At 69.8% G+C, this 23445-nt stretch carries 19 protein-coding genes and 1 riboswitch; of the genes, 5 read left to right on the forward strand and 14 right to left on the reverse strand.

The features are described 5' to 3' along the window. Positions 1–4 precede the first annotated feature (4 nt). The 6 genes from ACFCZ1_RS28640 to ACFCZ1_RS28665 form a co-directional block, all read right to left on the reverse strand. Entirely contained in the window at positions 5–1423 is a 1419-nt protein-coding gene (locus tag ACFCZ1_RS28640) for an aminotransferase class V-fold PLP-dependent enzyme (RefSeq protein WP_376681156.1), read from the reverse strand. A 243-nt stretch (positions 1424–1666) separates the two neighbouring features. Beyond that, a riboswitch (SAM riboswitch) is annotated at positions 1667–1783 on the reverse strand. Positions 1784–1872: 89 nt separating this feature from the next. After that, positions 1873–2937, reverse strand: a complete 1065-nt coding sequence (gene trpD, locus ACFCZ1_RS28645) for an anthranilate phosphoribosyltransferase (RefSeq protein WP_376681157.1) — start codon at positions 2935–2937, stop codon at positions 1873–1875. Between the two features lie 173 nt (positions 2938–3110). Then, positions 3111–4742, reverse strand: a complete 1632-nt coding sequence (locus tag ACFCZ1_RS28650; protein WP_376681158.1) for a cytochrome bc complex cytochrome b subunit — start codon at positions 4740–4742, stop codon at positions 3111–3113. Beyond that, positions 4739–5797 carry a Rieske 2Fe-2S domain-containing protein gene (locus tag ACFCZ1_RS28655; RefSeq protein WP_376681159.1) on the reverse strand — a complete coding sequence of 353 codons (1059 nt, stop codon included), beginning with the start codon at positions 5795–5797 and terminating at the stop codon, positions 4739–4741. The genes ACFCZ1_RS28650 and ACFCZ1_RS28655 overlap by 4 nt, the downstream gene beginning before the upstream one ends. Continuing rightward, complete coding sequence (locus ACFCZ1_RS28660; RefSeq protein WP_376681160.1) at positions 5794–6603, reverse strand: c-type cytochrome; 810 nt, start codon at positions 6601–6603, stop codon at positions 5794–5796. The genes ACFCZ1_RS28655 and ACFCZ1_RS28660 overlap by 4 nt, the downstream gene beginning before the upstream one ends. Before the next feature lie 76 nt (positions 6604–6679). Further along, positions 6680–7300: a heme-copper oxidase subunit III gene (locus ACFCZ1_RS28665; protein WP_376681161.1), complete on the reverse strand. Its 621-nt coding sequence runs from the start codon at positions 7298–7300 to the stop codon at positions 6680–6682. Between the two features lie 199 nt (positions 7301–7499). Between ACFCZ1_RS28665 and ACFCZ1_RS28670 the strand changes: the two genes are divergently transcribed. Continuing rightward, positions 7500–7904, forward strand: a complete 405-nt coding sequence (locus ACFCZ1_RS28670) for a hypothetical protein (RefSeq protein WP_376681162.1) — start codon at positions 7500–7502, stop codon at positions 7902–7904. 127 nt (positions 7905–8031) lie between these two features. On the opposite strand, the gene ACFCZ1_RS28675 is transcribed toward ACFCZ1_RS28670, so the two are convergent. From ACFCZ1_RS28675 to coxB, 4 genes are all read right to left on the reverse strand, one after another. Continuing rightward, positions 8032–9276, reverse strand: a complete 1245-nt coding sequence (locus ACFCZ1_RS28675) for an Ig-like domain-containing protein (protein ID WP_376681163.1) — start codon at positions 9274–9276, stop codon at positions 8032–8034. 133 nt (positions 9277–9409) lie between these two features. Beyond that, positions 9410–9808 (reverse strand): cytochrome c oxidase subunit 4, encoded by a 399-nt coding sequence (locus tag ACFCZ1_RS28680; RefSeq protein ID WP_376681164.1) that lies wholly within the window; start codon positions 9806–9808, stop codon positions 9410–9412. Further along, entirely contained in the window at positions 9805–11535 is a 1731-nt protein-coding gene (ctaD, locus tag ACFCZ1_RS28685; RefSeq protein WP_376681165.1) for a cytochrome c oxidase subunit I, read from the reverse strand. Before ctaD ends, ACFCZ1_RS28680 begins: the two co-directional genes overlap by 4 nt. Continuing rightward, complete coding sequence (gene coxB / locus ACFCZ1_RS28690; protein ID WP_376681166.1) at positions 11532–12503, reverse strand: cytochrome c oxidase subunit II; 972 nt, start codon at positions 12501–12503, stop codon at positions 11532–11534. The genes ctaD and coxB overlap by 4 nt, the downstream gene beginning before the upstream one ends. A gap of 361 nt (positions 12504–12864) precedes the next feature. Here coxB and ACFCZ1_RS28695 point away from each other — a divergent pair, with 361 nt between their 5' ends. Beyond that, positions 12865–14247, forward strand: a complete 1383-nt coding sequence (locus tag ACFCZ1_RS28695; protein WP_376681167.1) for a cysteine desulfurase/sulfurtransferase TusA family protein — start codon at positions 12865–12867, stop codon at positions 14245–14247. Positions 14248–14341: 94 nt separating this feature from the next. On the opposite strand, the gene ACFCZ1_RS28700 is transcribed toward ACFCZ1_RS28695, so the two are convergent. Continuing rightward, positions 14342–15319, reverse strand: coding sequence for a carbohydrate kinase family protein (locus ACFCZ1_RS28700; protein ID WP_376681168.1), 978 nt, complete (start codon positions 15317–15319; stop codon positions 14342–14344). Positions 15320–15452: 133 nt separating this feature from the next. On the opposite strand from ACFCZ1_RS28700, the gene ACFCZ1_RS28705 reads away from it, so the two are divergent. After that, the gene (locus ACFCZ1_RS28705) at positions 15453–15692 is read left to right on the forward strand and encodes a hypothetical protein (protein ID WP_376681169.1); all 240 of its coding nucleotides are present in this window, start codon (positions 15453–15455) and stop codon (positions 15690–15692) included. Positions 15693–15776: 84 nt separating this feature from the next. Beyond that, on the forward strand, positions 15777–17219 hold the full coding sequence (locus ACFCZ1_RS28710) for a hypothetical protein (RefSeq protein WP_376681170.1): 1443 nt from the start codon (positions 15777–15779) through the stop codon (positions 17217–17219). Positions 17220–17298: 79 nt separating this feature from the next. Here ACFCZ1_RS28710 and erpA read toward each other — a convergent pair whose 3' ends face one another. Continuing rightward, on the reverse strand, positions 17299–17655 hold the full coding sequence (erpA, locus tag ACFCZ1_RS28715; RefSeq protein WP_030010511.1) for an iron-sulfur cluster insertion protein ErpA: 357 nt from the start codon (positions 17653–17655) through the stop codon (positions 17299–17301). A gap of 294 nt (positions 17656–17949) precedes the next feature. Between erpA and nadA the strand changes: the two genes are divergently transcribed. Beyond that, the gene (gene nadA / locus ACFCZ1_RS28720; RefSeq protein WP_376681171.1) at positions 17950–19137 is read left to right on the forward strand and encodes a quinolinate synthase NadA; all 1188 of its coding nucleotides are present in this window, start codon (positions 17950–17952) and stop codon (positions 19135–19137) included. Between the two features lie 234 nt (positions 19138–19371). Here the strand turns inward: nadA and ACFCZ1_RS28725 are convergent, their stop codons facing one another. After that, positions 19372–22515, reverse strand: coding sequence for an efflux RND transporter permease subunit (locus ACFCZ1_RS28725; protein ID WP_376681172.1), 3144 nt, complete (start codon positions 22513–22515; stop codon positions 19372–19374). 168 nt (positions 22516–22683) lie between these two features. Beyond that, entirely contained in the window at positions 22684–23421 is a 738-nt protein-coding gene (locus ACFCZ1_RS28730) for a response regulator (protein ID WP_376681173.1), read from the reverse strand. Positions 23422–23445 lie beyond the last annotated feature (24 nt).

The following is a 23445-nucleotide window of genomic DNA, read 5'->3' on the forward strand; positions in this document are numbered from 1 at the left end:
AGCGTCAGACGGCGGGGACGCAGCGGCCCTCTTCCGTGCGGTACCGCCACTTCGCGCCGTCCGCGACGAGTTCCCTCACCGCGCGGACGAAGCGCTCCACGTGCTCGTCGGGGGTGCCGGCGCCGAAACTGACGCGGATCGCGTTGAGGGACCGCTCCCCCGGGGCCGCCTCCGGGGCGCCGCATTCGCCCTGGGCCTGCGGCTCGCTGCCCAGCAGGGTGCGGACCAGCGGGTGGGCGCAGAAGAGGCCGTCGCGGACGCCGATGCCGTACTCGGCGGACAGCGCCGCCGCGAAGTGGGAGCTGTTCCAGCCGTCCACCACGAAGGAGATGACGCCGACGCGCGGCGCATCGTCCCCGAAGAGGGACAGGACGCGGACCGCCGGGACGCCGGCCAGGCCCTCCCGGACCTTCGCGATGAGGTGGCGCTCGCGGGCGACGAGGCTCTCGAAGCCCGCCTCGGTCAGGGCCTTGCAGGCGGATGCGATGGAGTAGACGCCGATGACGTTCGGGGAGCCGGCCTCGTGACGGGCGGCGGTGGTGTGCCACTCGACGTCCACGCCGCCGTCCTCGCGCCGGGAGACCTTGCGGGAGGCGCCGCCGCCTGCGAGGTACGGCTCTGCCTCCTGGAGCCAGTCCGCGCGGCCGGCCAGCACGCCCGAGCCGAAGGGGGCGTAGAGCTTGTGCCCCGAGAAGGCGACCCAGTCCACGTCGAGGTCCTGCACGGAGACGGGGTGGTGCGGGGCGAGCTGGGCGGCGTCCAGGACGATCCGCGCGCCGTGGGCGTGCGCGGCGGCGGCGAGCTCCTTCACCGGCCACAGCTCGCCGGTGACGTTGGAGGCGCCGGTGACGCAGACCAGGGCCGGACCGTAGCCCTCTTCACCTGTTGCCGTGCGGTCGGCCAGGGCGCGCTCCAGGGTGGCGACGGCCTCGTCCGGGGTGCGGGGGGCGTTGAGGTAGGTGACCTGCGCGTCCGACCACGGCAGCAGCGAGGCGTGGTGCTCGGTCTCGAAGACGAAGACCTGGCAGCCGGCCGGGAGCGCGGCGGCGAGCAGGTTCAGGGAGTCGGTGGTGGACCGGGTGAAGACCACCTGGTCCGAGGGGCGGCAGTCGAGGAACCGCGCGACCGTGACGCGGCTCTGCTCGAAGAGGTCGGTGGAGAGCTGCGAGAGGTAGCCGGCGCCGCGGTGCACGCTGCCGTAGTACGGGGCGTACGCGGCCACGTCGTCCCAGACCCGCTGGAGCGCCGGGGCGCTGGCCGCGTAGTCGAGGGCCGCGTAGGTGACCTCGCCGCCGGTGACGAGCGGGACGGTGACGTCCCGGCCGAGGACCGGCAGCGGCTCGGCACAGGCGGGGTTGACGGCGGGGGCGGCGGAGGCGGGGGCGGGGGCGACGGCGGGGGCGGCGTTCACGGAAACGGACATGACGGAATCTCCCGGCAGGCAGGGGTGAATGGCTTCGGTGTGCCCGTACGCGGGTACGGCTCGGCGGCCGACCTGGGGGTCCCCCGGACGGAGTCCGGGGAAGGTACGGGAAGTCCCCGGATCGAAGGCGGGTACGCGGAAGTGACCCTGATCCCGGGGTGAAGAAGGGGCGGAGTCGCCCTATCGCATTCGCTTGCTCACGGAAAAACGCTCCTCGAGAGACCAGGACCCCTGGTGTCGAGGGATCCGCGCTTGCCGTAGACCTCGCTGCCTACGGCCTGGTCATCACCCGGGGCACCCCGCCACGGAAGGAGGGTTGCCGGACAGCAAGCCGGGGCCTAAACGCTGTCACTCGTGACCTGTCCAGCATCCTGCCACATGATCCCCCGTGCGCAAGGCCCCGGTCCGAATGGCGGACCGGGGCCTTGACCGAAAGCGATCAATCGGAGTCAGGCGTTGCTGGCCGCCACCCAGCGCTGCAGCGCCGCCCGGGCCGCACCCGAGTCGATCGACTCCGCCGCCCGGGTGATGCCGGCCGCGAGCTGCTCCTCCAGCGGGCCCGTGCCCGGGTCCAGGGCCACCAGGGCCGCGGCCGAGTTCAGCAGGACGGCGTCGCGGACCGGGCCCGTCTCGCCGGAGAACAGGCGGCGGGCGACGTCCGCGTTGTACGAGGCGTCCGCGCCGCGCAGCTCCGACACGTCGACGAGGGTGATGCCGACGTCCCGCGGGTCGAAGGGCTGCTCCGCGACCTTGCCGTCCCGCACCCACCACACCCGCGAGGTCGCGGTCGTGGTCAGCTCGTCCAGGCCGTCGTCGCCCCGGAAGACCAGCGCGGAGGAGCCCCGCTCGGCGAGCACGCCCGCCACGATCGGGGCCATCCGGGCGTCGGCCACGCCCGTCGCCTGGGCCCGTACCTTCGCCGGATTGGTCAGCGGGCCGAGGAAGTTGAAGGTGGTCCGGATGCCCAGCTCCTTGCGGGCCGCGGCCACGTGCCGCAGCGCGGGGTGGAACTTCACCGCGAAGCAGAAGGTGATCCCGGCCTCCTCCGCGACCTCGGCGACGCGCGCCGGGGTGAGGTCGAGGTTGACGCCGAGCTTCTCCAGGACGTCCGAGGCCCCGCTCGCGGAGGACGCGGCCCGGTTGCCGTGCTTGACCACCTTGGCGCCCGTACCGGCCACCACGACCGCCGACATCGTCGAGATGTTGACCGTCTTCGCGCCGTCGCCGCCCGTGCCGACGATGTCCACCGTCCGGCCGGGCACCTCGATCAGGTTGGCGTGCTCGTACATGGTCCGCACGAGGCCGTTGATCTCCGCGACCGTCTCCCCCTTGGCCCGCAGCGCGACCACGAAGCCGGCGATCTGGGCGTCCGTGGCCTCCCCGCGCATGATCTTGTCCATGGCCCAGGCGGTGTCGTCGGCACGCAGGTCCCGGCCGGTCAGCAGCGCGTCGAGAACGCCCGGCCAGGTGGGGGCCGCCACGCTGTCGCCGCCTGCCGGGGTCACAACGTTCATGGTCCACTCCTGCTGCTCGTAGAGGATTCCACAATGGATGGGAAGGCCTTCAGCCTATCCAGCCGGGGAGACGGCAAAGAGCCCCGTCCAGACACTGGACGGGGCTCTCGCCGTGGCGACACCAGGACTGACCGAAATCAGTCCCTCATGCGGTCAAGCGGTCGTACGGGAGGTCAGTGGTGGCCGTGGCCGCTCTGGATCTCCTTGTACTCCTCCACCGTGGGCTTCGGAATCTGGTTGCCCTCGGCGTAGAAGCCCTTGCTGAGCTTCGCGCGCAGCTTCTCGCCGCGCTTCACCTTGCGCTCGACACCGTTCTCGTCGACCGTCGGGCCGATCTCGATCGGCTCGTACGTGGTGTACGAGGTGAGCGTGTGCAGCTTGTCCTGCGAGAGCGGCTCGTGGACCTCGACGAACTCACCGTGCGGCAGGCGCTTGATGATGCCGGTCTCGCGACCGTGCAGCACCTTGTCCCGGTCCCGGCGCTGGAGGCCGAGGCAGATCCGCTTGGTGACGATGAAGGCGAGGACCGGGACGACGAAGAAGCCGATCCGGACGAACCAGGTGATCGCGTTGATCGAGAGGTGGAAGTACTGGGCGAACATGTCGTTGCCACCGCCGATCAGGAGCACGATGTACTCCGCGATCCAGGCGACACCGAAGCCCGTACGGGTCGGGACGTTGCGCGGGCGGTCCAGGATGTGGTGCTCGCGCTTGTCCCCGGTGACCCAGGACTCGATGAAGGGCCAGGCGGCGATCGAGCCCAGCACCAGCGGGAAGAGCAGCAGCGGGATGAACACGCCCAGGACGAGCGTGTGGCCCCACAGGTTGATCTCCCAGCCGGGCATGGCCCGGATCAGGCCTTCCGGCATACCCATGTACCAGTCGGGCTGCGCACCGGTGGACACGTGGTCCGGGCGGTACGGGCCGAGCGCCCAGATCGGGTTGATCGAGGCGATGGCCGCGATGGCCGCGATGACACCGAAGACCAGGAAGAAGAAGCCTCCGGCCTTGGCCATGTAGACCGGCAGCAGCGGCATGCCGACGACGTTGTTGTTCGTCTTGCCGGGACCCGCGAACTGGGTGTGCTTGTGGTAGAAGACCAGGATCAGGTGGGCCACCAGCAGGCCCATCATGATGCCGGGCAGCAGCAGGATGTGGATCGAGTAGAACCGCGCGACGAAGTCGCCGCCCGGGAACTCCCCGCCGAAGAGGAAGAACGACAGGTACGTGCCGATGACCGGCACGGACAGGATCGCGCCCTCCATGAAGCGGACACCGGTGCCCGACAGCAGGTCGTCCGGCAGCGAGTAACCGGTGAAACCGGTGAACATGCCGAGGACCAGCAGCAGGAAGCCGAAGATCCAGTTGACCTCACGCGGCTTGCGGAACGCGCCGGTGAAGAAGACGCGCATCATGTGCACGACCATGCCCGCGACGAAGATCAGCGCGGCCCAGTGGTGGATCTGCCGGATCAGCAGACCACCGCGGACGTCGAAGCTGATGTCCAGCGTCGAGGCGAAGGCCTCGGACATCAGGACGCCCTGCATCGGCACGTACGAGCCGTGGTACACGACCTCGTTCATGCTCGGGTGGAAGAACAGCGTCAGGTACACACCCGTGAGGATGATGATGATGAAGCTGTAGAGGCAGATCTCACCCAGCATGAAGGACCAGTGGTCCGGGAAGATCTTGCGCATGTTGGACTTGGCCAGGCTGTAGATGCCCAGGCGGCCGTCCGCCCAGTCCGCTACACGCTCGCCGGCAGGCGCTTTGCGCGCCGTCTTGGATTCAGTGGCAGTGCTCATCCGCGCTCCCAGAAGGCAGGACCGACGGGCTCTTCGAAGTCGCCGAGCGCTTCGAGGAAGCCTTCGTCATTCACACCGATCCGCAGCTGCGGAAGCGCGTGACCGGCCGGGCCGAAGATGACTCGGGCGCCGTCGGAGAGGTCGAAGGTGGACTGGTGGCACGGGCAGAGCACGTGGTGCGTCTGCTGCTCGTACAGGCTGATCGGGCAGCCGACGTGGGTGCAGATCTTGGAGTAGGCCACGATGCCCTCGTGGGACCACTCCAGCTCCTGCTTGTCCTTGATGTCCTCCGGCTTGATGCGGACGATCATCAGGGCGGCCTTGGCGATCTGGACCTGGAAGTCGTGCTGCTCCTCCTCCAGGCCTTCCGGCATGGCGAAGGTCAGCGAACCGACGACCACGTCCTCGGGACGCAGCGGCTCCATCGTGTTCTGGTTGATGAGCAGCTTGCCCTTGGCCCACAGCGTCTTGCGCAGCTTGTCCTCGGGCAGCGGACCGGTGTCACGCATGAGCATCACGGCGGACAGCGGCAGCAGGGCCAGCGCGCCCAGCAGCGTGTTGCGGATCAGCGGACGCCGGCCGATGCCGGACTCGTTCGCGCCGTCCGCGAAGTCCTGCATGACCTTCGCCTTGACGTCCGGCGAAGCGGCGATCGGGTGGCGCTCGTCGGCGACCTCGACGTCGGACATCAGGGTGCGGGCCCAGTGGACCGCGCCCGCGCCGATGCAGAAGAGGGCCGTGCCCAGGGTCATGCCCAGGGCGAAGTTGAGCGCGCTCACCTTCCCGATGGGGAAGATGTACACGATCTTGCTGACCGGGATGGCCACGTAGGCGACGATGAACGCGACCGTCGCCAGCATCGACACCGTGAAGAGCATCGCGACGGTGCGCTCGGAGCGCCTCGCCGCCCGCTCGTCGATGTCCTGGATGCGCGGCTTGTGGACCGGAAGGCCCGGGTCGGCGAACGGATCGTCCGCGACCGCTACGGCACCGTGGTGCGCGTCGCCCTGCTCGCTCGGCAGGTGCTTCTCTTCGGGAATCTCTTGGCTACTCATGACTTCTTGGCCTTAGCGGTGTGGGCCGCGACCCAGACGGCGACAGCGATCAGCGCACCCAGACCGAAGATCCAGCCGAACAGACCCTCGGAGACGGGGCCGAGGCCACCGAGCTTCAGGCCGCCGGGGCTGACCGACTTCTCGCCGTTCACGTTCTGGATGTACGCGATGATGTCCTTCTTCTGCTTCTCCGGCATGGTGCTGTCCGGGAAGGAGGGCATGTTCTGCGGGCCGGTGATCATGGCCTCGTAGACGTGCTTCGGCTCGACGCCCTCGAGGTTGGGGGCGTACTTGCCGTTCGTCAGCGCGCCGCCCTCGCCGGTGAAGTTGTGACACTGCGCGCAGTTGTTGCGGAACAGCTCACCACCGTTGGCGATGTCGGCGCCCGCCGGGTCGTACTGCTTCTCGGTCGGCACGATCGGGCCGGCGCCGAGGGACGCGATGTACGCGGCCAGCTGGTCGATCTGCGCCTGGTTGTAGACGACCGGCTTCTTCGGCACCTGGGCGCCGGGCTGCTGGGCGGGCATGCGGCCCGTGCTCACCTGGAAGTCGACGGCTGCGGAGCCGACGCCGACCAGGCTGGGGCCGTCAGTGGAACCCTGACCGCCGGTTCCGTGGCAGCTTGCGCAACCCACGGCGTAGAGCTTGGCGCCCTCCTCGATGGCGAGGGACTGGGCGGTTTCGTCGGCCTGCGCCTTGCCCGCGGGGGCGAAGGCGGCGTACAGCCCCCCAGTGGCCGCCAGCGCGAGGAGTAGAACGACGACCGCCGCCAGCGGATGGCGTCGTCGTGCGGAGAGCTTTTTCACGGATTACCCCGGTGTCAGGATCTTCTGCGTCGGTGTTTCTGGATGGAGTGCCGGGTCGGGCCCGGTGACGTGTTCGCTACTTGATCAGGTAGATCGTCGCGAAGAGGCCGATCCAGACGACATCGACGAAGTGCCAGTAGTAGGACACGACGATGGCCGACGTGGCCTGTTCGTGGGTGAACCTCTTGGCCGCGTACGTCCGGCCGAGGACCAGCAGGAAGGCGATGAGACCGCCCGTCACGTGCAGACCGTGGAAGCCGGTGGTCAGGTAGAACACCGAGCCGTACGGTCCGGACGAGAGGCTCAGGCCCTCGTGCTTGACCAGCTCGGTGTACTCGAACACCTGGCCGCCAATGAAGATCGCACCCATGACGAACGTGATGATGAACCACGTCCTGAGCTTCTTCACGTCACCGCGCTCGGCGGCGAATACGCCGAGCTGGCAGGTGAGCGAGGAGAGCACCAGGATCGTCGTGTTCGTCGCCGAGAAGGGCAGATTCAGGAAGTCAGCCTGTTCTGTCCAGTACTCGGTTCCTGTCACGGATCGCAGGGTGAAGTACATCGCGAAGAGGGCCGCGAAGAACATCAGCTCGGAACTCAACCAGATGATGGTTCCGACGCTGACGAGGTTCGGCCGGTTGACCGTCGGGTGCGCGTGCCCGGTATCTACTGTCGTTGCTGTCGCCACGACCGACATTATGTCGGTCGCTTATCCCGCCCTCACCCCGGGGGGTGCCGTTCGGAGTGTCCGGGGCGTGTGCAAGGCCCGAACGGCCCATCAGATGTCCCCATGAGCGTCTCGTACGAGGCTGCGCGAACCGATGTTGACAGCGCATCGGGAGGAGTAGCATCCCGCGCAACATCAACGTGATTCACGTGACACGTGGAGGAACGAAATGCGGGCGACTGCGCGGGTTCTGGTCTACAGCGACGACGCGGGCACCCGGGAGCAGGTGCGGCTGGCGGCCGGGCGCAGGCCGGCCGCGGACCTGCCGCCGGTGGAGTTCCTGGAGTGCGCGACGCTGCCGGCGGTGCTGACGGAGCTGGGCGCGGGCGGGATCGACGTGTGCGTGCTCGACGGCGAGGCGGTTCCGGCCGGCGGCATGGGTGTGTGCCGGCAGATCAAGGACGAGATCTTCCGGTGTCCCCCGGTGCTGCTGCTGATGGGGCGCCCGCAGGACGCCTGGCTGGCGACCTGGAGCCGCGCGGACGCCGCCGTGACCCTTCCGGTGGACCCGGTGGAGTTCGCGGACGCCCTGGCGGCCCTCCTGCGCTCCCGGCTGGCGTCCTCGGCCGCCTGAGAGCGCCTGAGAGCCGTCTGCGGCCGCTCCGGCCCGCCACCGGCCGCCTGACGGCCGCCTGGCAGCCGTCTGACGGGGCGTTCGCGGGCCCGTGGGGTTCCCGTGGGCCCGCGCGGGGCCCCGGGCCTCAGACGGTGGGCCGCAGACGGGTCTGGTCGACGGTGCTGCGGCCTTCCTGGGTGCCCTTGAGGAGGGCGCTGCCCTCGCGCCATTCCTTCCAGTCCATGTTCCAGTCGCCGAAGCCGTTGCCGAAGGTGTCCATGTCGTCGCCGATGCTGTTGATCACCTTGACGATGTCGCCCTCGGTGATGTTCTCGTAGAACCAGGCGGCGTTGCCCGTGCTCATGCCGGTGCAGCCGTGGCTCACGTTCTCGTAGCCCTGGGAGCCGACGGACCACGGCGCGGCGTGGACGTATTCACCACTCCAGGTGACGCGAGTGGCGTAGTAGACGGGCAGGTTGTAGTACTCGCTGCCGCCGATGCCGACGGTGTCGCCGCGCATCTGGACGAAGTACTGCTTGCCGAGCACCACCTTGACCCCGTTGCGGGTGGAGAAGCCGGGCTTCCCGGTGGTCACCGGAATGGTGTTGATCACTTCTCCGTTGCGCCTGAACGTGAGGTAGTGCGAGGAGGCGTCGGTGGTGACCTCGACGCGGTCGCCGATCTCCAGCTTCAGCGGCTTGGCCGCGGCCCCGTAGAGGTGGTCGGAGATCTTGACGCCCTCCAGGTTGCTCCGTACGGAGACCTCGCTGTGGGCGGGCCAGTACTCCTTGGGCCGGTAGTGGAGCTTCTTGTCGTCGACCCAGTACCAGGCGCCCTCGACGCCCGCGGGTGCGCTGACGAGCAGGCCCCGCTCGACGATCGCGCGGGCGGCCTTGTCCTTGACGGGTTCGCTGAGTTCGGCCGTGAGGGGCTGTCCGACGCCGTACTTGCCCGCGTCCGGGCCGAATTCGACCTGCAGGACGCCTTTGGCCGGAGTGGTGTCGAAGGAGATCGTGCGCTGTCCCGGGGCGCCCTTCGCGTTCTCGGTGCTGACGGTGACCGTGTAGCGGACGCCGGCGGACATCGGGACCGTGTTGTGCCACCGGTCTCCCTTGGCGGAGAGTTCGCCCGCCAGCCGGCGGCCGTGGGTGTCCACGACCGTGACGTCGGTGATGCGTGCCTCACCCCCCTTCGTCGTGACTTCGAGGGGCTTGTCAGGGTCCACGGGGCGACCGCCGGCGGCCTGGTTGAAGGCGACTTGATCGCCCGCGTCGTACGGGCGGGCTGACAGCGGGTTGTCGCCGGACCCGCATGCGGTGGCGCCGGCCCCGAGGGACGCGACCAGCAGGGAGCAGCTGAGTACCGTCCAAAGACGCGGTGAGTGGTTCATGGGACCAACGCTATGAAGATATGACAATTACGGCGCGCGGGGTGACTGCAAACGAGGGGCCCGGACTCCTCCGAAGAGGTGTCCGGGCCCCGGGTTCACGCTGATACCGGTCGTGCGACCGGCGCTTTCGGTCCTACTGGTTCTGGTTCTCACCGCGGTAGTACTCGTACACCCAGCCCCACAGGCCGATCACGATGATCGGGGCCGAGAAGTACATGAGCCACCAGCCGAAGATGACGCCCATGAACGCGAGCGCACCGCCGATGCCCAGCGAGAGCGGCTGCCAGCTGTGCGGGGCGAAGAACCCCAGCTCGCCCGCCTCGTCGGCGACGTCGGCCTCCAGGTTGTCCTGGGCCATCTCGTCCACGCGCTTGGCCGTGAAGGCCAGGTAGTAGCCGATCATGACGCTCAGGCCGAAGCCCAGGAAGAGCGCGGTGGTTCCGACGGGCTCCTTCGACCACACGCCGTACACGACGGCCATGATCAGGATGAAGACGGAGAGCCAAAGGAACAGCTTGCCCTGGATCTTCACTTGCCGGCCTCCTTGCCACCGGTGACGGCCTGGGTGGCCGCGCTGTGGTCCTCGAGGTGGTCGAGGGCCGCGATCTCCGGGTGGTGCAGGTCGAACGCCGGAGACTCGGAGCGGATCCGCGGCAGGGTGAGGAAGTTGTGCCGCGGCGGCGGGCAGGACGTCGCCCACTCGAGCGAACGGCCGTAGCCCCACGGGTCGTCGACCTCGATCTTCTTGCCGTACTTCGCCGTCTTCCAGACGTTGTACATGAACGGCAGGATCGACAGGCCCAGCAGGAACGAGCTGATCGTCGAGATCGTGTTCAGGGTGGTGAAGCCGTCGGCGGCGAGGTAGTCCGCGTAACGACGCGGCATGCCCTCGGCACCCAGCCAGTGCTGCACCAGGAACGTGCCGTGGAAGCCGATGAACAGCGTCCAGAAGGTGACCTTGCCGAGGCGCTCGTCCAGCATCTTGCCCGTGAACTTCGGCCACCAGAAGTGGAAGCCGGCGAACATCGCGAACACCACGGTGCCGAAGACGACGTAGTGGAAGTGCGCGACGACGAAGTACGAGTCGGAGACGTGGAAGTCCATCGGGGGCGAGGCCAGGATGACGCCGGTCAGACCACCGAAGGTGAAGGTGACCAGGAAGCCGATCGTCCAGAGCATCGGGGTCTCGAAGGACAGCGAGCCCTTCCACATGGTGCCGATCCAGTTGAAGAACTTCACACCGGTCGGTACCGCGATGAGGAAGGTCATGAAGGAGAAGAACGGCAGCAGCACACCGCCCGTGACGTACATGTGGTGGGCCCACACGGTCACGGAGAGACCGGCGATCGCGATCGTCGCGGCGATCAGGCCGATGTAACCGAACATCGGCTTGCGCGAGAAGACCGGGATGATCTCGGAAACGATTCCGAAGAACGGCAGCGCGATGATGTACACCTCTGGGTGTCCGAAGAACCAGAAGAGGTGTTGCCACAGCAGTGCCCCGCCGTTCGAGGCGTCGAACACGTGCGCACCGAACTTGCGGTCGGCCTCCAGCGCGAAGAGCGCGGCGGCCAGCACCGGGAAGGCGAGCAGGACCAGCACACCGGTCAGCAGCACGTTCCAGGTGAAGATCGGCATGCGGAACATCGTCATGCCGGGCGCGCGCATGCAGATGATCGTGGTGATGAAGTTGACCGAGCCGAGGATCGTGCCGAAGCCCGAGAAGGCCAGACCCATGATCCACATGTCGGCGCCGATGCCGGGCGAGCGAACCGCGTCCGACAGCGGGGAGTAGGCGAACCAGCCGAAGTCGGCGGCGCCGTTCGGCGTGATGAAGCCGGCCACCGCGATGGTCGAGCCGAAGAGGTACATCCAGTACGCGAACATGTTCAGCCGCGGGAACGCCACGTCGGGCGCGCCGATCTGCAGCGGCATGATCCAGTTCGCGAATCCGGCGAACAGCGGCGTCGCGAACATCAGCAGCATGATCGTGCCGTGCATCGTGAACGCCTGGTTGAACTGTTCGTTCGACATGATCTGCGTACCCGGACGGGCCAGCTCGGCGCGCATGAAGAGCGCGAGGAGGCCGCCGACGAGGAAGAACACGAACGAAGTGACCAGGTACATCGTGCCGATGGTCTTGTGGTCGGTAGTGGTCAGCCACTTCACGACGACATTGCCCGGCTGCTTGCGCCGTACCGGCAGCTCGTTCTCATACGAGTCGGCGGCGGCACCCTGAGATTCGTTGAGGATGCTCACAGTTTGTTCGTCTCCGCATTCCGGGCCGGGTCAGTCTGCTTGATGCCGGCCGGGAGGAAGCCGGTCTGCCCCTTCTCGGCCAGTTCCTTGAGGTGCGCCCGGTATTCCTCGGGCGAGACGACCTTGACGTTGAAGAGCATCCGGGAGTGGTCGACACCGCAGAGCTCGGCGCACTTGCCCATGAAGACACCCTCTTGCGAAGGAATGACCTCGAAGACGTTGGTGTGGCCCGGGATGACGTCCTGCTTGAAGAGGAACGGGACCACCCAGAAGGAGTGGATGACGTCGTTCGACGACAGGACGAAGCGGACCTTCTCGCCCTTGGGCAGCCACAGGGTCGGCCCCGGGTTGCCCGTCTGCGGGTTCCGGTCGCCCGGGACGCCCTTCTCGTAGACGCCTTCGGCGCCGAGGGGGAAGTCCTTGGTGTAGCGGTCCGGGATGTTGGCGAGCTCCTTCGGAACCTCGCCCGCCTTCGGGGTCGCGCCGTCGCCGTCGACGTTCTCGACGTAGTTGAAGCCCCAGCTCCACTGGAAGCCGACCACGTTGATCGTGTGCGCCGGCTTGGAGAGCGCGAGCAGCTTCGACTCGTCACGCGCGGTGAAGTAGAACAGCACCGAGACGATGATGAGCGGGACCACGGTGTACAGCGCCTCGATGGGCATGTTGTACCGGGTCTGCGGGGGGACCTCCACCTTCGTCCGGCTGCGCCGGTGGAAGATGATGCTCCAGATGATCAGGCCCCAGACCAGGATGCCCGTGATGAGAGCAGCTGCCCACGACCCCTGCCACAGGGACAGGATGCGAGGCGCCTCCTCCGTGACCGGATAGGGCATTCCGAGGCGGGGGAAGTCTTGCCAGTTGTACGAGCAACCAGTGGCGGTCGCCAGGACCGCGCCCGCAGTCAGCGCCTGGAGCAGCTTCCGCCGCATCGGGCGCCGCGGCGAGCGGTCGGAGCCGTAGGGACTCACGTAGCGCCTTCCCGAGAGTCTCGGCCCGCGCGGCCGGCCGCGGCCGTGTTCGGGTCGGTCGCCGGCCCTGACGCAGGCAGGGGTTTGGATGTTTATGCGGACCAAACCCTACTGGACGCTATTTGGGGTCGCGCGGGGAGGGTGCCCAACGCGCCGCTACTGCCCCCGAAGGGATGGATCCGCCGTACGGGGGACGGCGCGAATGGCCCTGAACGGTGGGCTCCGGGGCACATCTGACGCCCCCTGACCTCGGACGCGTCCGGCTCCGTCCCGCCCTCTCCCCGACCGCCGCCCCTCGACGACTCTCCCCCGGACTGCGGCCGGGGGACCCCCGGTACGGCCCCTGCCTTACGGTGACCGGATGCCGTACTTCGACAGCGCGTCCGCCGCTCCCCTGCACCCCGTGGCCCGGCAGGCGTTGCTGGCCTCCCTGGACGAGGGCTGGGCCGATCCGGCCCGGCTGTACCGGGAGGGGCGCAGGGCCCGGCTGCTGCTGGACGCGGCGCGGGAGGCGGCCGCGGAGGCGGTGGGATGCCGCCCCGACGAGCTGGTGTTCACTCCTTCGGGGACGCACGCGGTTCACACGGGGGTGGCGGGGGTCCTCGCGGGCCGCCGGCGGGTCGGCGGGCATCTGGTCGTGTCGGCGGTCGAACACAGTTCTGTACTCCACGCGGCCCAGGCGCACGAGGCGCTCGGCGGGACGGTGACCGAGGTTCCGGTGGACCGCACGGGCGCGGTGACGGCGGCGGGTTACCGCGAGGCGGTGGGGGCGTCCACCGCGCTGGCCTGCCTCCAGTCCGCCAACCACGAGGTGGGCACGGTCCAGCCGGTGGCGGAGGTCGCCGGCGTCTGCGCGGAGGCGGGGGTGCCGCTCCTGGTGGACGCGGCGCAGTCGCTGGGCTGGGGGCCGGTGGAGGGCGCCTGGTCGGTCCTAACCGCGAGCGCGCACAAATGGGGCGGCCCGCCGGGGGTCGGCCTGCTGGCGGTGCGCAAGGGGGTCCGCTTCTCCCCCCAAGGCCCCGCGGACGAACGGGAGTCGGGCCGCTCCCCCGGCTTCGCGAACCTCCCCGCGATCGTGGCGGCCGCGGCGTCCCTGCGGGCCGTACGGGCCGAGGCCGACGCGGAAGCGGCGCGGCTGCGGATCCTGGTGGACCGGATCCGGCGCCGGGTGGTCCGGCTGGTCCCGGACGTGGAAGTGGCCGGCGACCCGGACCGCCGGCTTCCGCACCTGGTCACCTTCTCCTGCCTGTACGTCGACGGGGAGGCGCTGCTGCACGAACTGGACCGGGCGGGCTTCTCGGTCAATTCGGGCTCGTCCTGCACCAGCTCCACCCTGACCCCGAGTCATGTGCTCCGGGCGATGGGGGTGCTGTCGGAGGGGAACGTACGGGTCTCGCTGCCGCCGGGTACGTCCGCGGAGGAGGTGAACGCGTTCCTGGAGGTGCTGCCGGGGGCGGTCTCCGGCGTACGGGAACGCCTCGGCGTGGTCGATCCGGGCCCGGCCGGGCCGCCGGTGGCGGACTCGCTGGAGCTCGACGCGCTGGGGCTGCGCTGTCCCCAGCCGGTGATCGAGCTGGCCCGGGCCATCGGCCGGGTCCCGGTGGGCGGCACGGTCACGGTCGTCTCCGACGACGAGGTGGCCCGCCTGGACATCCCGGCGTGGTGCGCGATGCGGGGGCACACGTACCTGGGCGAGGCCCCCCGCCCGGAGGGCGTGGCGTACCGGGTCCGCAGAGCCGTCTGACGCTGCCGGGCCGGCGCCGCGCACCGGTGCGCGAGCCCGGTGCGCGAGCCCGGGGCCCCGCCGCGATCCGGGCGGCGGGGCCGGGGCGGCGGTGTTACGCCGCGAGGTGGGCGCGGACCTCGGCCGCGGCCTCGTCCCCGTAGGCCTTCGTGAAGCGCTCCATGAAGTGGGCCCGGGCCAGGGTGTACTCCTGGGTGCCGAGCGTCTCGATGACCAGCGTCGCGAGCATGCAGCCCAGCTGCGCGGCGCGCTCCAGGCCGACGCCCCAGCTCAGTCCGGTCAGGAACCCGGCGCGGAACGCGTCGCCGACACCCGTCGGGTCGATCTTCGCGGTCTCCTCGGGGCAGCCGACCACGATCGGCTCCTCGCCGACGCGCTCGATCCGCACGCCCTGCGAGCCCAGGGTGGTCACCCGCGTGCCGACCTTCGCGAGGATCTCCGCGTCCGTCCAGCCCGACTTCGACTCGATGAGACCCTTCTCGTACTCGTTCGAGAAGAGGTACGTCGCGCCCTCCATCAGGGTGCGGATGTTGTCGCCGTCCATCCGGGCGATCTGCTGCGAGAAGTCGGCGGCGAAGGGGATGCCCCGCGTCCGGCACTCCTCCGTGTGGCGCAGCATCGCCTCGGGGTCGTCCGCGCCGATCAGGACCAGGTCCAGCCCGCCCACCCGGTCGGCGACGGACTTCAGCTCGATCAGGCGGGCCTCGCTCATCGCGCCCGTGTAGAAGGAGCCGATCTGGTTGTGGTCGGAGTCCGTGGTGCACACGAAGCGCGCGGTGTGCAGGACCTCGGAGATCCGGACGGAGTCCGTGTCGACGCCGTGCCGGTCCAGCCAGGCGCGGTACTCGTCGAAGTCGGAGCCGGCGGCTCCGACCAGGACCGGGCGGCTGCCGAGCTGCCCCATGCCGAAGCAGATGTTCGGGCCGACACCGCCCCGCCGGACGTCGAGGTTGTCGACGAGGAAGGAGAGGGAGACCGTGTGCAGCTGGTCCGCGACCAGCTGGTCGGCGAAACGGCCGGGGAAGGTCATGAGGTGGTCGGTGGCGATGGAGCCGGTGACTGCGATGCGCACGGCGTGGACGCTCCTGCGGAGGACGGCAAGGGGGACAGTCAAAACTACCCGCTCGCGGGCCCCAGGCCGAACGGCTGAAACTACCCCGTAGTAGCTCTTTCTTCACGAGAGACACGGTGCCTACGGTGCCCTCATGACCTATACCGACGGCTTCGGCTACTCCGAGTACAGCTCCGACGCGCGCGTCGGGGAAGGATCGCGGCGACCCGGCTTCGCCCGTCTGCTGGGTGACTGCGCCCGGATGGCCCCGCACTGGGCGGTCCCGGCGGGTCCGCGCCCGGTCCGGGTGGCGCCCTCGCAGATCCACGGGATCAGCGTCCCGCCGGCCTCGGCACGGCTGATCGCGTCCACCGCCGCGTACGGGGACCACTAAGGGCCGGCGATTACGGGAACCGGTTGCGCGTCTGTTCCGTCACACCCGCATCAGGCAGGACGGAACAGGTGAAGGAGCGATGCGGTGACCAGCGAAGAACCCGACACATCACGCGGTACACGACGGCGGCCGTCGTGGGCCATCGGCTCGATCGCGGCCGCCGTCCTGCTGACCGGCGGCGGTACCGCCTACTGGGCGTCCACCGCGTATGGGGACGGCGCGCCGGGCGGTCGTACGGAGGGCAGCGCGGCCTCGGCGCCCCGTGACGCGGGCAGTCCCACGGGGCCCACGGGGCCGGGCATCGCGCCCGGGGAGCCCGACCCGTCCGGTGGCGGCGTGGTCTACCGGGCCGACGTCCCGCTTCCGGAGGCGCCGGCGTCCGCGCCCGGCTACACCGCGTCGGGCGAGGTCACCTCGGACGAGGTGGCCCGCCTGGCGGCGGCCCTCGGGATCCCGGGCGCGCCGCGGCTGAACGGGGACGTCTGGGTGGCCGGGGAGGCCGCCGACGGCTCCGGGCCGCGGCTCACGGTGGCCCGTACGGCCCCGGGGACCTGGAACTTCAGCCGCTTCCAGGTGCAGGGCAACGGCGCCGGGGACAACTGTGCGCGCGGCAAGGACACCTGCGGCCCCGCCACCTTGCCCCGGGACGCGGGGAACGCCGGTTCCGGCAAGCCGGTGTCCGAGGAGGCCGCCAAGGCCGCCGCGCGCCCGGTGCTGGCCGCGGTCGGCCAGGAGGGGGCGAAGCTCGACGCGCGGCTCACCCAGGACGCGGTGCGGGTGGTGGCCGCGGACCCGGTGATCGGCGGGCTCCCCACCCAGGGCTGGTCCACCAAGGTGAGCGTGGCCGGCGACGCATCGGTGGTAGCGGGCAGCGGCGAGCTGAAGGCCCCGGTACGGGCGGCCGACCAGCAGGTGGTCGGCGCCGTGGAGGCGCTGGCCCGGCTGAACGCTAAGTCGGGCGGTTCGGACGGTACCGGCACCGGTCCCAGCGGCTGCGCGACCTCGGTGCCGCTGGATCCGGACAACCCGTTGGGGCCCACGGACACGCCGCCGTGCAATCCGGAGCCGCGGCCGATGAAGCCGCCGCGCACGGAGACGGTCAAGGGCGCCGTGCTCGGCCTGGTCCCCGGGACGGTGGACGGGACGCGCGGTCTGGTCCCGGCCTGGCTCTTCGAGGTGGCGGGCCAGGGCGGCGCCCCCGCCCACACGGTGGCCCAGCCCGCCGCCGCGGCGCAGGAGACCACTCCCGGCCCGAAGGGCGGCCGTACGGTGCCCGGATTCTCGTACGCGCAGGACGACCGGAAGCTGACGGTGAACTTCTGGGGCAGTGCGTGCAGCACCTACGCGCTGGAAGCCCGTGAGGAGCCCGCGTCCGTCCTGGTGAAGATCACGGACACCCCGAACCAGCCCGGCCGGGCCTGCATCATGCTGGCCCAGGAGATGTCGGTGACGGCGACGCTCCAGCAGCCGCTGGGCGACCGGAAGGTGGTAGACGCCACCAACGGCAAGCCGCTTCCCCGGCAGTAGTTCCCCGCGGACGCGACGAGGGCCCGCCACCGGTCGGATGTGACCGGTGGCGGGCCCTCGTCGTGCGGCGTGAGCCGGCTTAGCTGAACGAGTCGCCGCAGGCGCAGGAGCCCGTGGCGTTCGGGTTGTCGATCGTGAAGCCCTGCTTCTCGATGGTGTCGACGAAGTCGATCGAGGCGCCGTGCAGGTACGGGGAGCTCATCCGGTCGGTGACGACCTTCACACCGTCGAAGTCCTTCACGACGTCGCCGTCGAGCGAACGCTCGTCGAAGAAGAGCTGGTAGCGCAGGCCGGAGCAGCCACCGGGCTGGACGGCGACGCGCAGCGCCAGGTCATCGCGGCCCTCCTGCTCCAGCAGGGTCCTGACCTTCTCGGCGGCGGCGTCGGACAGGAGGATGCCGTCGCTCACAGTGGTCTTGTCGTCCTGTACGGACATCTGCATTCACTCCCGAAGTGGGCGGCTCCCCACCGGAGGCGGGGAAACGTCGGACTCTTGCCGTCGGTGGCAACGAGCGGGACCGCGGATTCATTCCGGGACCCGACGCTTGTTTCAGACATTCATGCTCGCACACCGCGGGACGGGCGGGCCGGTGGATCGACGGGCTGATGCGTCACATTGACACTATCGGCATCGTCAAAGTGACGTGAAGAGGTTATGATAGATAACGTCAAATAGACGAGAAGTCGTAGCGATACCTCCAGAAGTCCCCCTTGTCGCAGAACAGAAAGGGTGCGTGTCGTGACCACCGCCCAGCCTTTGGACGTCCAGCCGACGCCCCTTGCCCTGCTGCTGCTCGGCCGCGAGGCCGACCCCAAGAGCGAGCGCGGGGTGGAGTGCCCCGGCGACCTTCCCTCGCCGTCGGACCCGGACCTCGTGGCACGGGCCCGCGCGGCCAAGGAGAAGCTCGGGGACAAGGTCTTCATCCTGGGCCACCACTACCAGCGTGACGAGGTCATCGAGTTCGCCGACGTCACCGGCGACTCCTTCAAGCTGGCCAAGGACGCGGCCGCCAAGCCGGAGGCCGAGTACATCGTCTTCTGCGGCGTGCACTTCATGGCCGAGTCCGCGGACATCCTGACCTCGGACGACCAGAAGGTGGTCCTGCCGGACCTGGCCGCCGGCTGCTCGATGGCCGACATGGCCACCGCCGAGCAGGTCGCGGAGTGCTGGGACGTGCTGACCGAGGCCGGTGTCGCCGGTGCGACGGTCCCCGTCTCGTACATGAACTCCTCCGCCGACATCAAGGCCTTCACCGGCAAGCACGGCGGCACGATCTGTACGTCGTCCAACGCGAAGAAGGCCCTGGAGTGGGCGTTCGAGCAGGGCGAGAAGGTGCTCTTCCTCCCGGACCAGCACCTGGGCCGCAACACCGCCGTCCGCGACATGGGCATGTCCCTGGACGACTGCGTGCTCTACAACCCGCACAAGCCGAACGGCGGCCTGACCGCCGAGCAGCTGCGGAACGCCAAGATGATCCTGTGGCGCGGGCACTGCTCGGTCCACGGCCGGTTCTCGGTCGACTCGGTCAACGACGTGCGCGCCCGCATCCCCGGCGTGAACGTCCTGGTGCACCCCGAGTGCAAGCACGAGGTCGTCGCGGCCGCGGACTACGTCGGCTCGACGGAGTACATCATCAAGGCGCTGGAGGCGGCCCCGGCCGGCTCCAAGTGGGCCATCGGCACGGAGCTGAACCTGGTCCGCCGCCTGGCGAACCGTTTTGCCGCGCAGGACAAGGAGGTCGTCTTCCTCGACAAGACGGTCTGCTTCTGCTCGACGATGAACCGCATCGACCTCCCCCACCTGGTGTGGACCCTGGAGTCCCTGGCCGAGGGCACCCTCGTCAACCAGATCCAGGTGGACAAGGAGACGGAGAGCTTCGCGAAGCTCGCCCTGGAGCGGATGCTCGCGCTTCCGTAGCCCGGAACCGACCGGCGGAAGGGGCACCCCTCGGGGTGCCCCTTCCGTTTGGGCTCCCCCCGGTACGGAGGGCGGCGCCGACAAGGCGGTGCCGGAGGGCGTGGCGGCCACCGGTCACGGCCGCCCCCCGCCGACCGGAGCGGTACCCGTACGGAAAGGGGCGCCCCCGCGGCGGGAGCGCCCCTTTCCGGGCCGGGCCGGGCTGGGCCGTCAGTCAGTCCGTCCGTCCGTCCGTCAGACCTTGGCCGGGCTCTCGTCCGCCGGGGACTGCTGCGGGGCCGGGACCACCGTCAGGCGGGCCTCCCGCTTGGCCGTCCGCTTCGCGCGGCGGCGCTCCTTGCGGAGTTCCACCATCGTGTAGAGGGTCGGCACCAGCAGGAGGGTCAGCAGGGTCGAGCTGACCAGGCCGCCGATCACCACCACCGCGAGCGGCTGGGAGATGAAGCCGCCCTCCCCGGTGACGCCCAGCGCCATCGGGAGCAGCGCGAAGATCGTCGCCAGGGCCGTCATCAGGATCGGGCGCAGGCGGTGCCGGCCGCCCTCGATGACCGCCTCGACGACGCCCAGGCCCTGGGCGCGGTACTGGTTGACCAGGTCGATCAGGACGATCGCGTTGGTCACGACGATGCCGATGAGCATCAGCATGCCGATCATCGCCGGAACGCCCATCGGGGTGCCGGTGGCGATCAGCAGGCCGAGCGCGCCGGTCGCCGCGAAGGGGATGGAGACCAGCAGGATCAGCGGCTGGACCAGCGAGCGGAACGTCGCGACCAGCAGCATGAACACGATCGCGATGGCCGCGAGCATGGCCAGGCCGAGCGAGCCGAAGGCCTCGTCCTGGTCCTCCGAGACGCCGCCGATGGAGGCCGTGGCGCCCTCCGGCAGGTCCAGGGCCTTGAGCTTCGTCTGGAGCTCGGCACTGACCGCGCCCGTGTTGTCGCCGACCGGCTTCGCGGTGACGGTGGCCGCGCGGGCGCCGTCGATCCGGGTCATGGCGACCGGGCCGGGGACCACCTTGACCTCGGCGACGTCGCCGAGCGTGAGCGGGCCGACGGGGATGGCCTGCAGCTGCGCCAGGGTGGTGGCCGGCTGCGCGGACTTGATGACGATGTCCCGCTCGGTGTTGTCCAGTACGGCCTTGCCCGCCGGGTTGCCCCGTACGGCCTGCGCGACGAGTCCGCCGAGCGCGGCCTGGTTCAGGCCCGCGTCCGCAGCCTTGGGGGTGGCGGTCACCGAGATCCGGGGCACGGACTGGGACAGGTCGCTCTGGACGTCGGAGACGTTCTTCAGCGTGGCCACCTCGGCCCGCACCTGCTCGGCGGCCTTGGCGAGGACCTCGGCGTCACCGGCCTTGACCACGACGCTGAGGTTCTGGTTGCCGAAGCCGTCGCCCGCCGCGATGCGGGTCTCGCCGATGCCGTCGAGGGCGGCCAGCTTGCCCTCGATCTGCTTCTTGACGCCGTCCGCCGTGCCGGAATCCTTCAGGGTGACCTGGTACGAGGCCTGGTTGGAGCCCGTGCCGCCGCCGAAGGCCGCGAGGAAGCCGGAGGAGCCGACGGTGACCTGGTAGCTCTTGACGCCGTCGACCTGGGCCAGCGCTCCCTCGATCTTGCGGCTCGCCTCGTCGGACGCGGCCAGCGAGGTGCCGGGGGCCAGCTCCTGCTTGATCGTCAGGACTTCCTGCTCGCCCTGGTCGAAGAAGTTGGTCTTCAGCAGCGGGGTCATCCCGAAGGTGGCGACGAGGACGACGACCGCGATCGCCACGCTGGTCAGGCGACGCCGGGTGGCGAAGCCCAGGACGCGGACGTACAGCTTCTGCAGGCGGCTGCGCGCCTCCTTCTCCTCCGCCTCGCGCCGCGCCCGGGCGGCGCTCTCGGCGTCCCCGGCGCTCACGCCCTTCGGGGTGCTCATGAACCAGTACGAGAGCACCGGCACGACGGTGAGCGAGACGAGCAGCGAGGCCAGCAGCGAGGCGGTGACGGTGAGCGAGAACGAGCCGAAGAGCTCGCCGATCATGCCGCCGGTGAGGCCGATCGGCAGGAAGACGGCGACGGTGGTGAGCGTGGAGGAGGTGACCGCGCCCGCCACCTCCTTGACGGCGGTGAGGATGGCCTGTTCGCGCTCCTCGCCGTAGCCGAGGTGGCGCTTGATGTTCTCCAGGACCACGATCGAGTCGTCCACGACACGGCCGATGGCGATGGTGAGCGCGCCCAGCGTCAGCATGTTGAGCGACAGGTCGCGGGTCCAGAGCACGATGAGCGCGAGGACGACGGACAGCGGGATGGAGACCGCGGTGACCAGCGTCGAGCGCAGCGAGCCCAGGAAGACCAGGATCACGATCACCGCGAAGAGCAGGCCGAGCATGCCCTCGGTGGTGAGGCTGGAGATGGACTTGGCGACGGCCGGGCCCTGGTCGCTGACGACGGTCAGGTCGGCGCCGGAGCCGAGCGTGGAACGCAGCTCGGGGAGCTTGTCCTTGACGGCGTCCGAGATGGCGACGGCGCTGCCGTCCTTGTCCATGGTGAGGACGAGGGCGAGGCTGGGCTTGCCGTTGGTCCGGGTGATGGAGACGACCTTGGCGGCCTCCTGCTTCACGGTGGCGACGTCGCCGAGCCGGACCGCCGGCTTGCCGGGCGCGGGGCTCAGGCGCAGGTCCTCCACCTGGGCGAGGGAGGTGTAGCCGGCGCCGACGCGGACGGTCCGGTTCTTGCCCTCCTCGTCGAAGGAGCCGGCGGGCACGGTCGCGCCGCCCGCCTGGAGGCCCTGCGCGAGGGCGGCGCCGTCGAGGCCCGCGGCCGCGAGCCTGGCGTTGTCGGGGGTGACGGTGACCTGGAGGTCCTGGACGCCGTCGACGGTGACCTGGCCGACGCCCTCGATGTCCGACAGGACGGGGACGACGGAGCGCTCCAGCTGGTCGGCGAGGGCCTGCTGGTCCTTGCCGGAGGTGACGGCGAGGATGACGGTCGGGATGTCGTCGGTGGAACCGGCCACCACCTGCGGGTCCACCTCGGCGGGCAGCCGGACCCGGGCCCGGTTGACCGCCTGCTGGACGTCGGCGACGAGCTGCTTGGTGCCGCTGTCGCCGTAGTCGAAGGTGGCCATGATGAGGGCGTTGCCCTCGCTGGCGGTGGAGGTGATGCCGGTGATGCCGTCGACGCCCTTGAGCATGGCCTCGATCGGTTCGACGACCTGCTTCTCCACCACGTCGGGCGAGGCGCCCTGATACGGCGCGAGCACGGACACCATCGGGAGTTCGATGGAGGGCAGCAGCTGCTGCTTGAGCTGCGGGATGGCTATGGCACCGAAGAGGAGCGCGACGATCGACACGAGGCCGATCAACGCCCTTTGGGCCAGGCTGAAGCGGGACAGCCAGGACATGGGTATGAGATCTCTCTGCAGTGGCGAACGCGAGGGCTGTTTTAGCCTTTCGTACGCCGCGGCGCGATCGCGTCGCTCGCAGGTCCCGTCCTTATCTGCGGCATACCGCGTCCGCAGTACGCCGCACGTACTGCGGACCACCGCATACCGCTCCGTAGCACTGCCGGCTCACTCCGCGCGCGGCCGGACCAGCCCCGATTCGTAGGCGATGACGACCAGTTGGGCCCGGTCGCGGGCGCCGAGCTTGGCCATGGCCCGGTTCACGTGGGTCTTGACGGTGAGGGGGCTGACCTCCAGCCGTCCGGCGATCCCGTCGTTGGACAGCCCCGCGGCGACGTGTACGAGGACCTCGCGCTCCCGGACGGTCAGCGCGGCGAGCCGCTGCGCGTGCGATCCGGCGGCAGCCGCGGCGGCGGCCGGGTCGGCGCCGCCGCCCTGGGCGAGGAAGGTGGCGATGAGCCCCTTGGTGGCGGCCGGGGAGAGCAGGGCCTCGCCGGCGTGCGCGACCCGGATGGCGTTGAGGAGGTCCTCGGGCTCGGCGCCCTTGCCGAGGAAGCCGGAGGCGCCGGCCCGCAGGGCGGCGGCGACGTACTCGTCGACCTCGAAGGTCGTCAGCATCACCACGCGCACGGCGGCGAGTTCCGGATCGCGGCTGATCATGCGGGTGGCGGCGAGGCCGTCGGTGCCGGGCATCCGGATGTCCATGAGCACGACGTCGGCGCGCGTCCGCCGGGCGAGCTCGTAGGCCTGCGCCCCGTCGGCGGCCTCCCCGACGACCTCCATGTCGGGCTCGGAGTCCACGAGCACCTTGAAGGCGCTGCGCAGCAGGGCCTGGTCGTCGGCGAGCAGGACCTTGATCGGCGCGCCGGGCGGGGCGGGTGTCTGGTCCGTCGGAGTGTGGTCCACGGGGTGAGGGTACGCGGGCCGGTG

The organism is Streptomyces sp. NPDC056224, assembly GCF_042267665.1.
GTDB lineage: Bacteria > Actinomycetota > Actinomycetes > Streptomycetales > Streptomycetaceae > Streptomyces.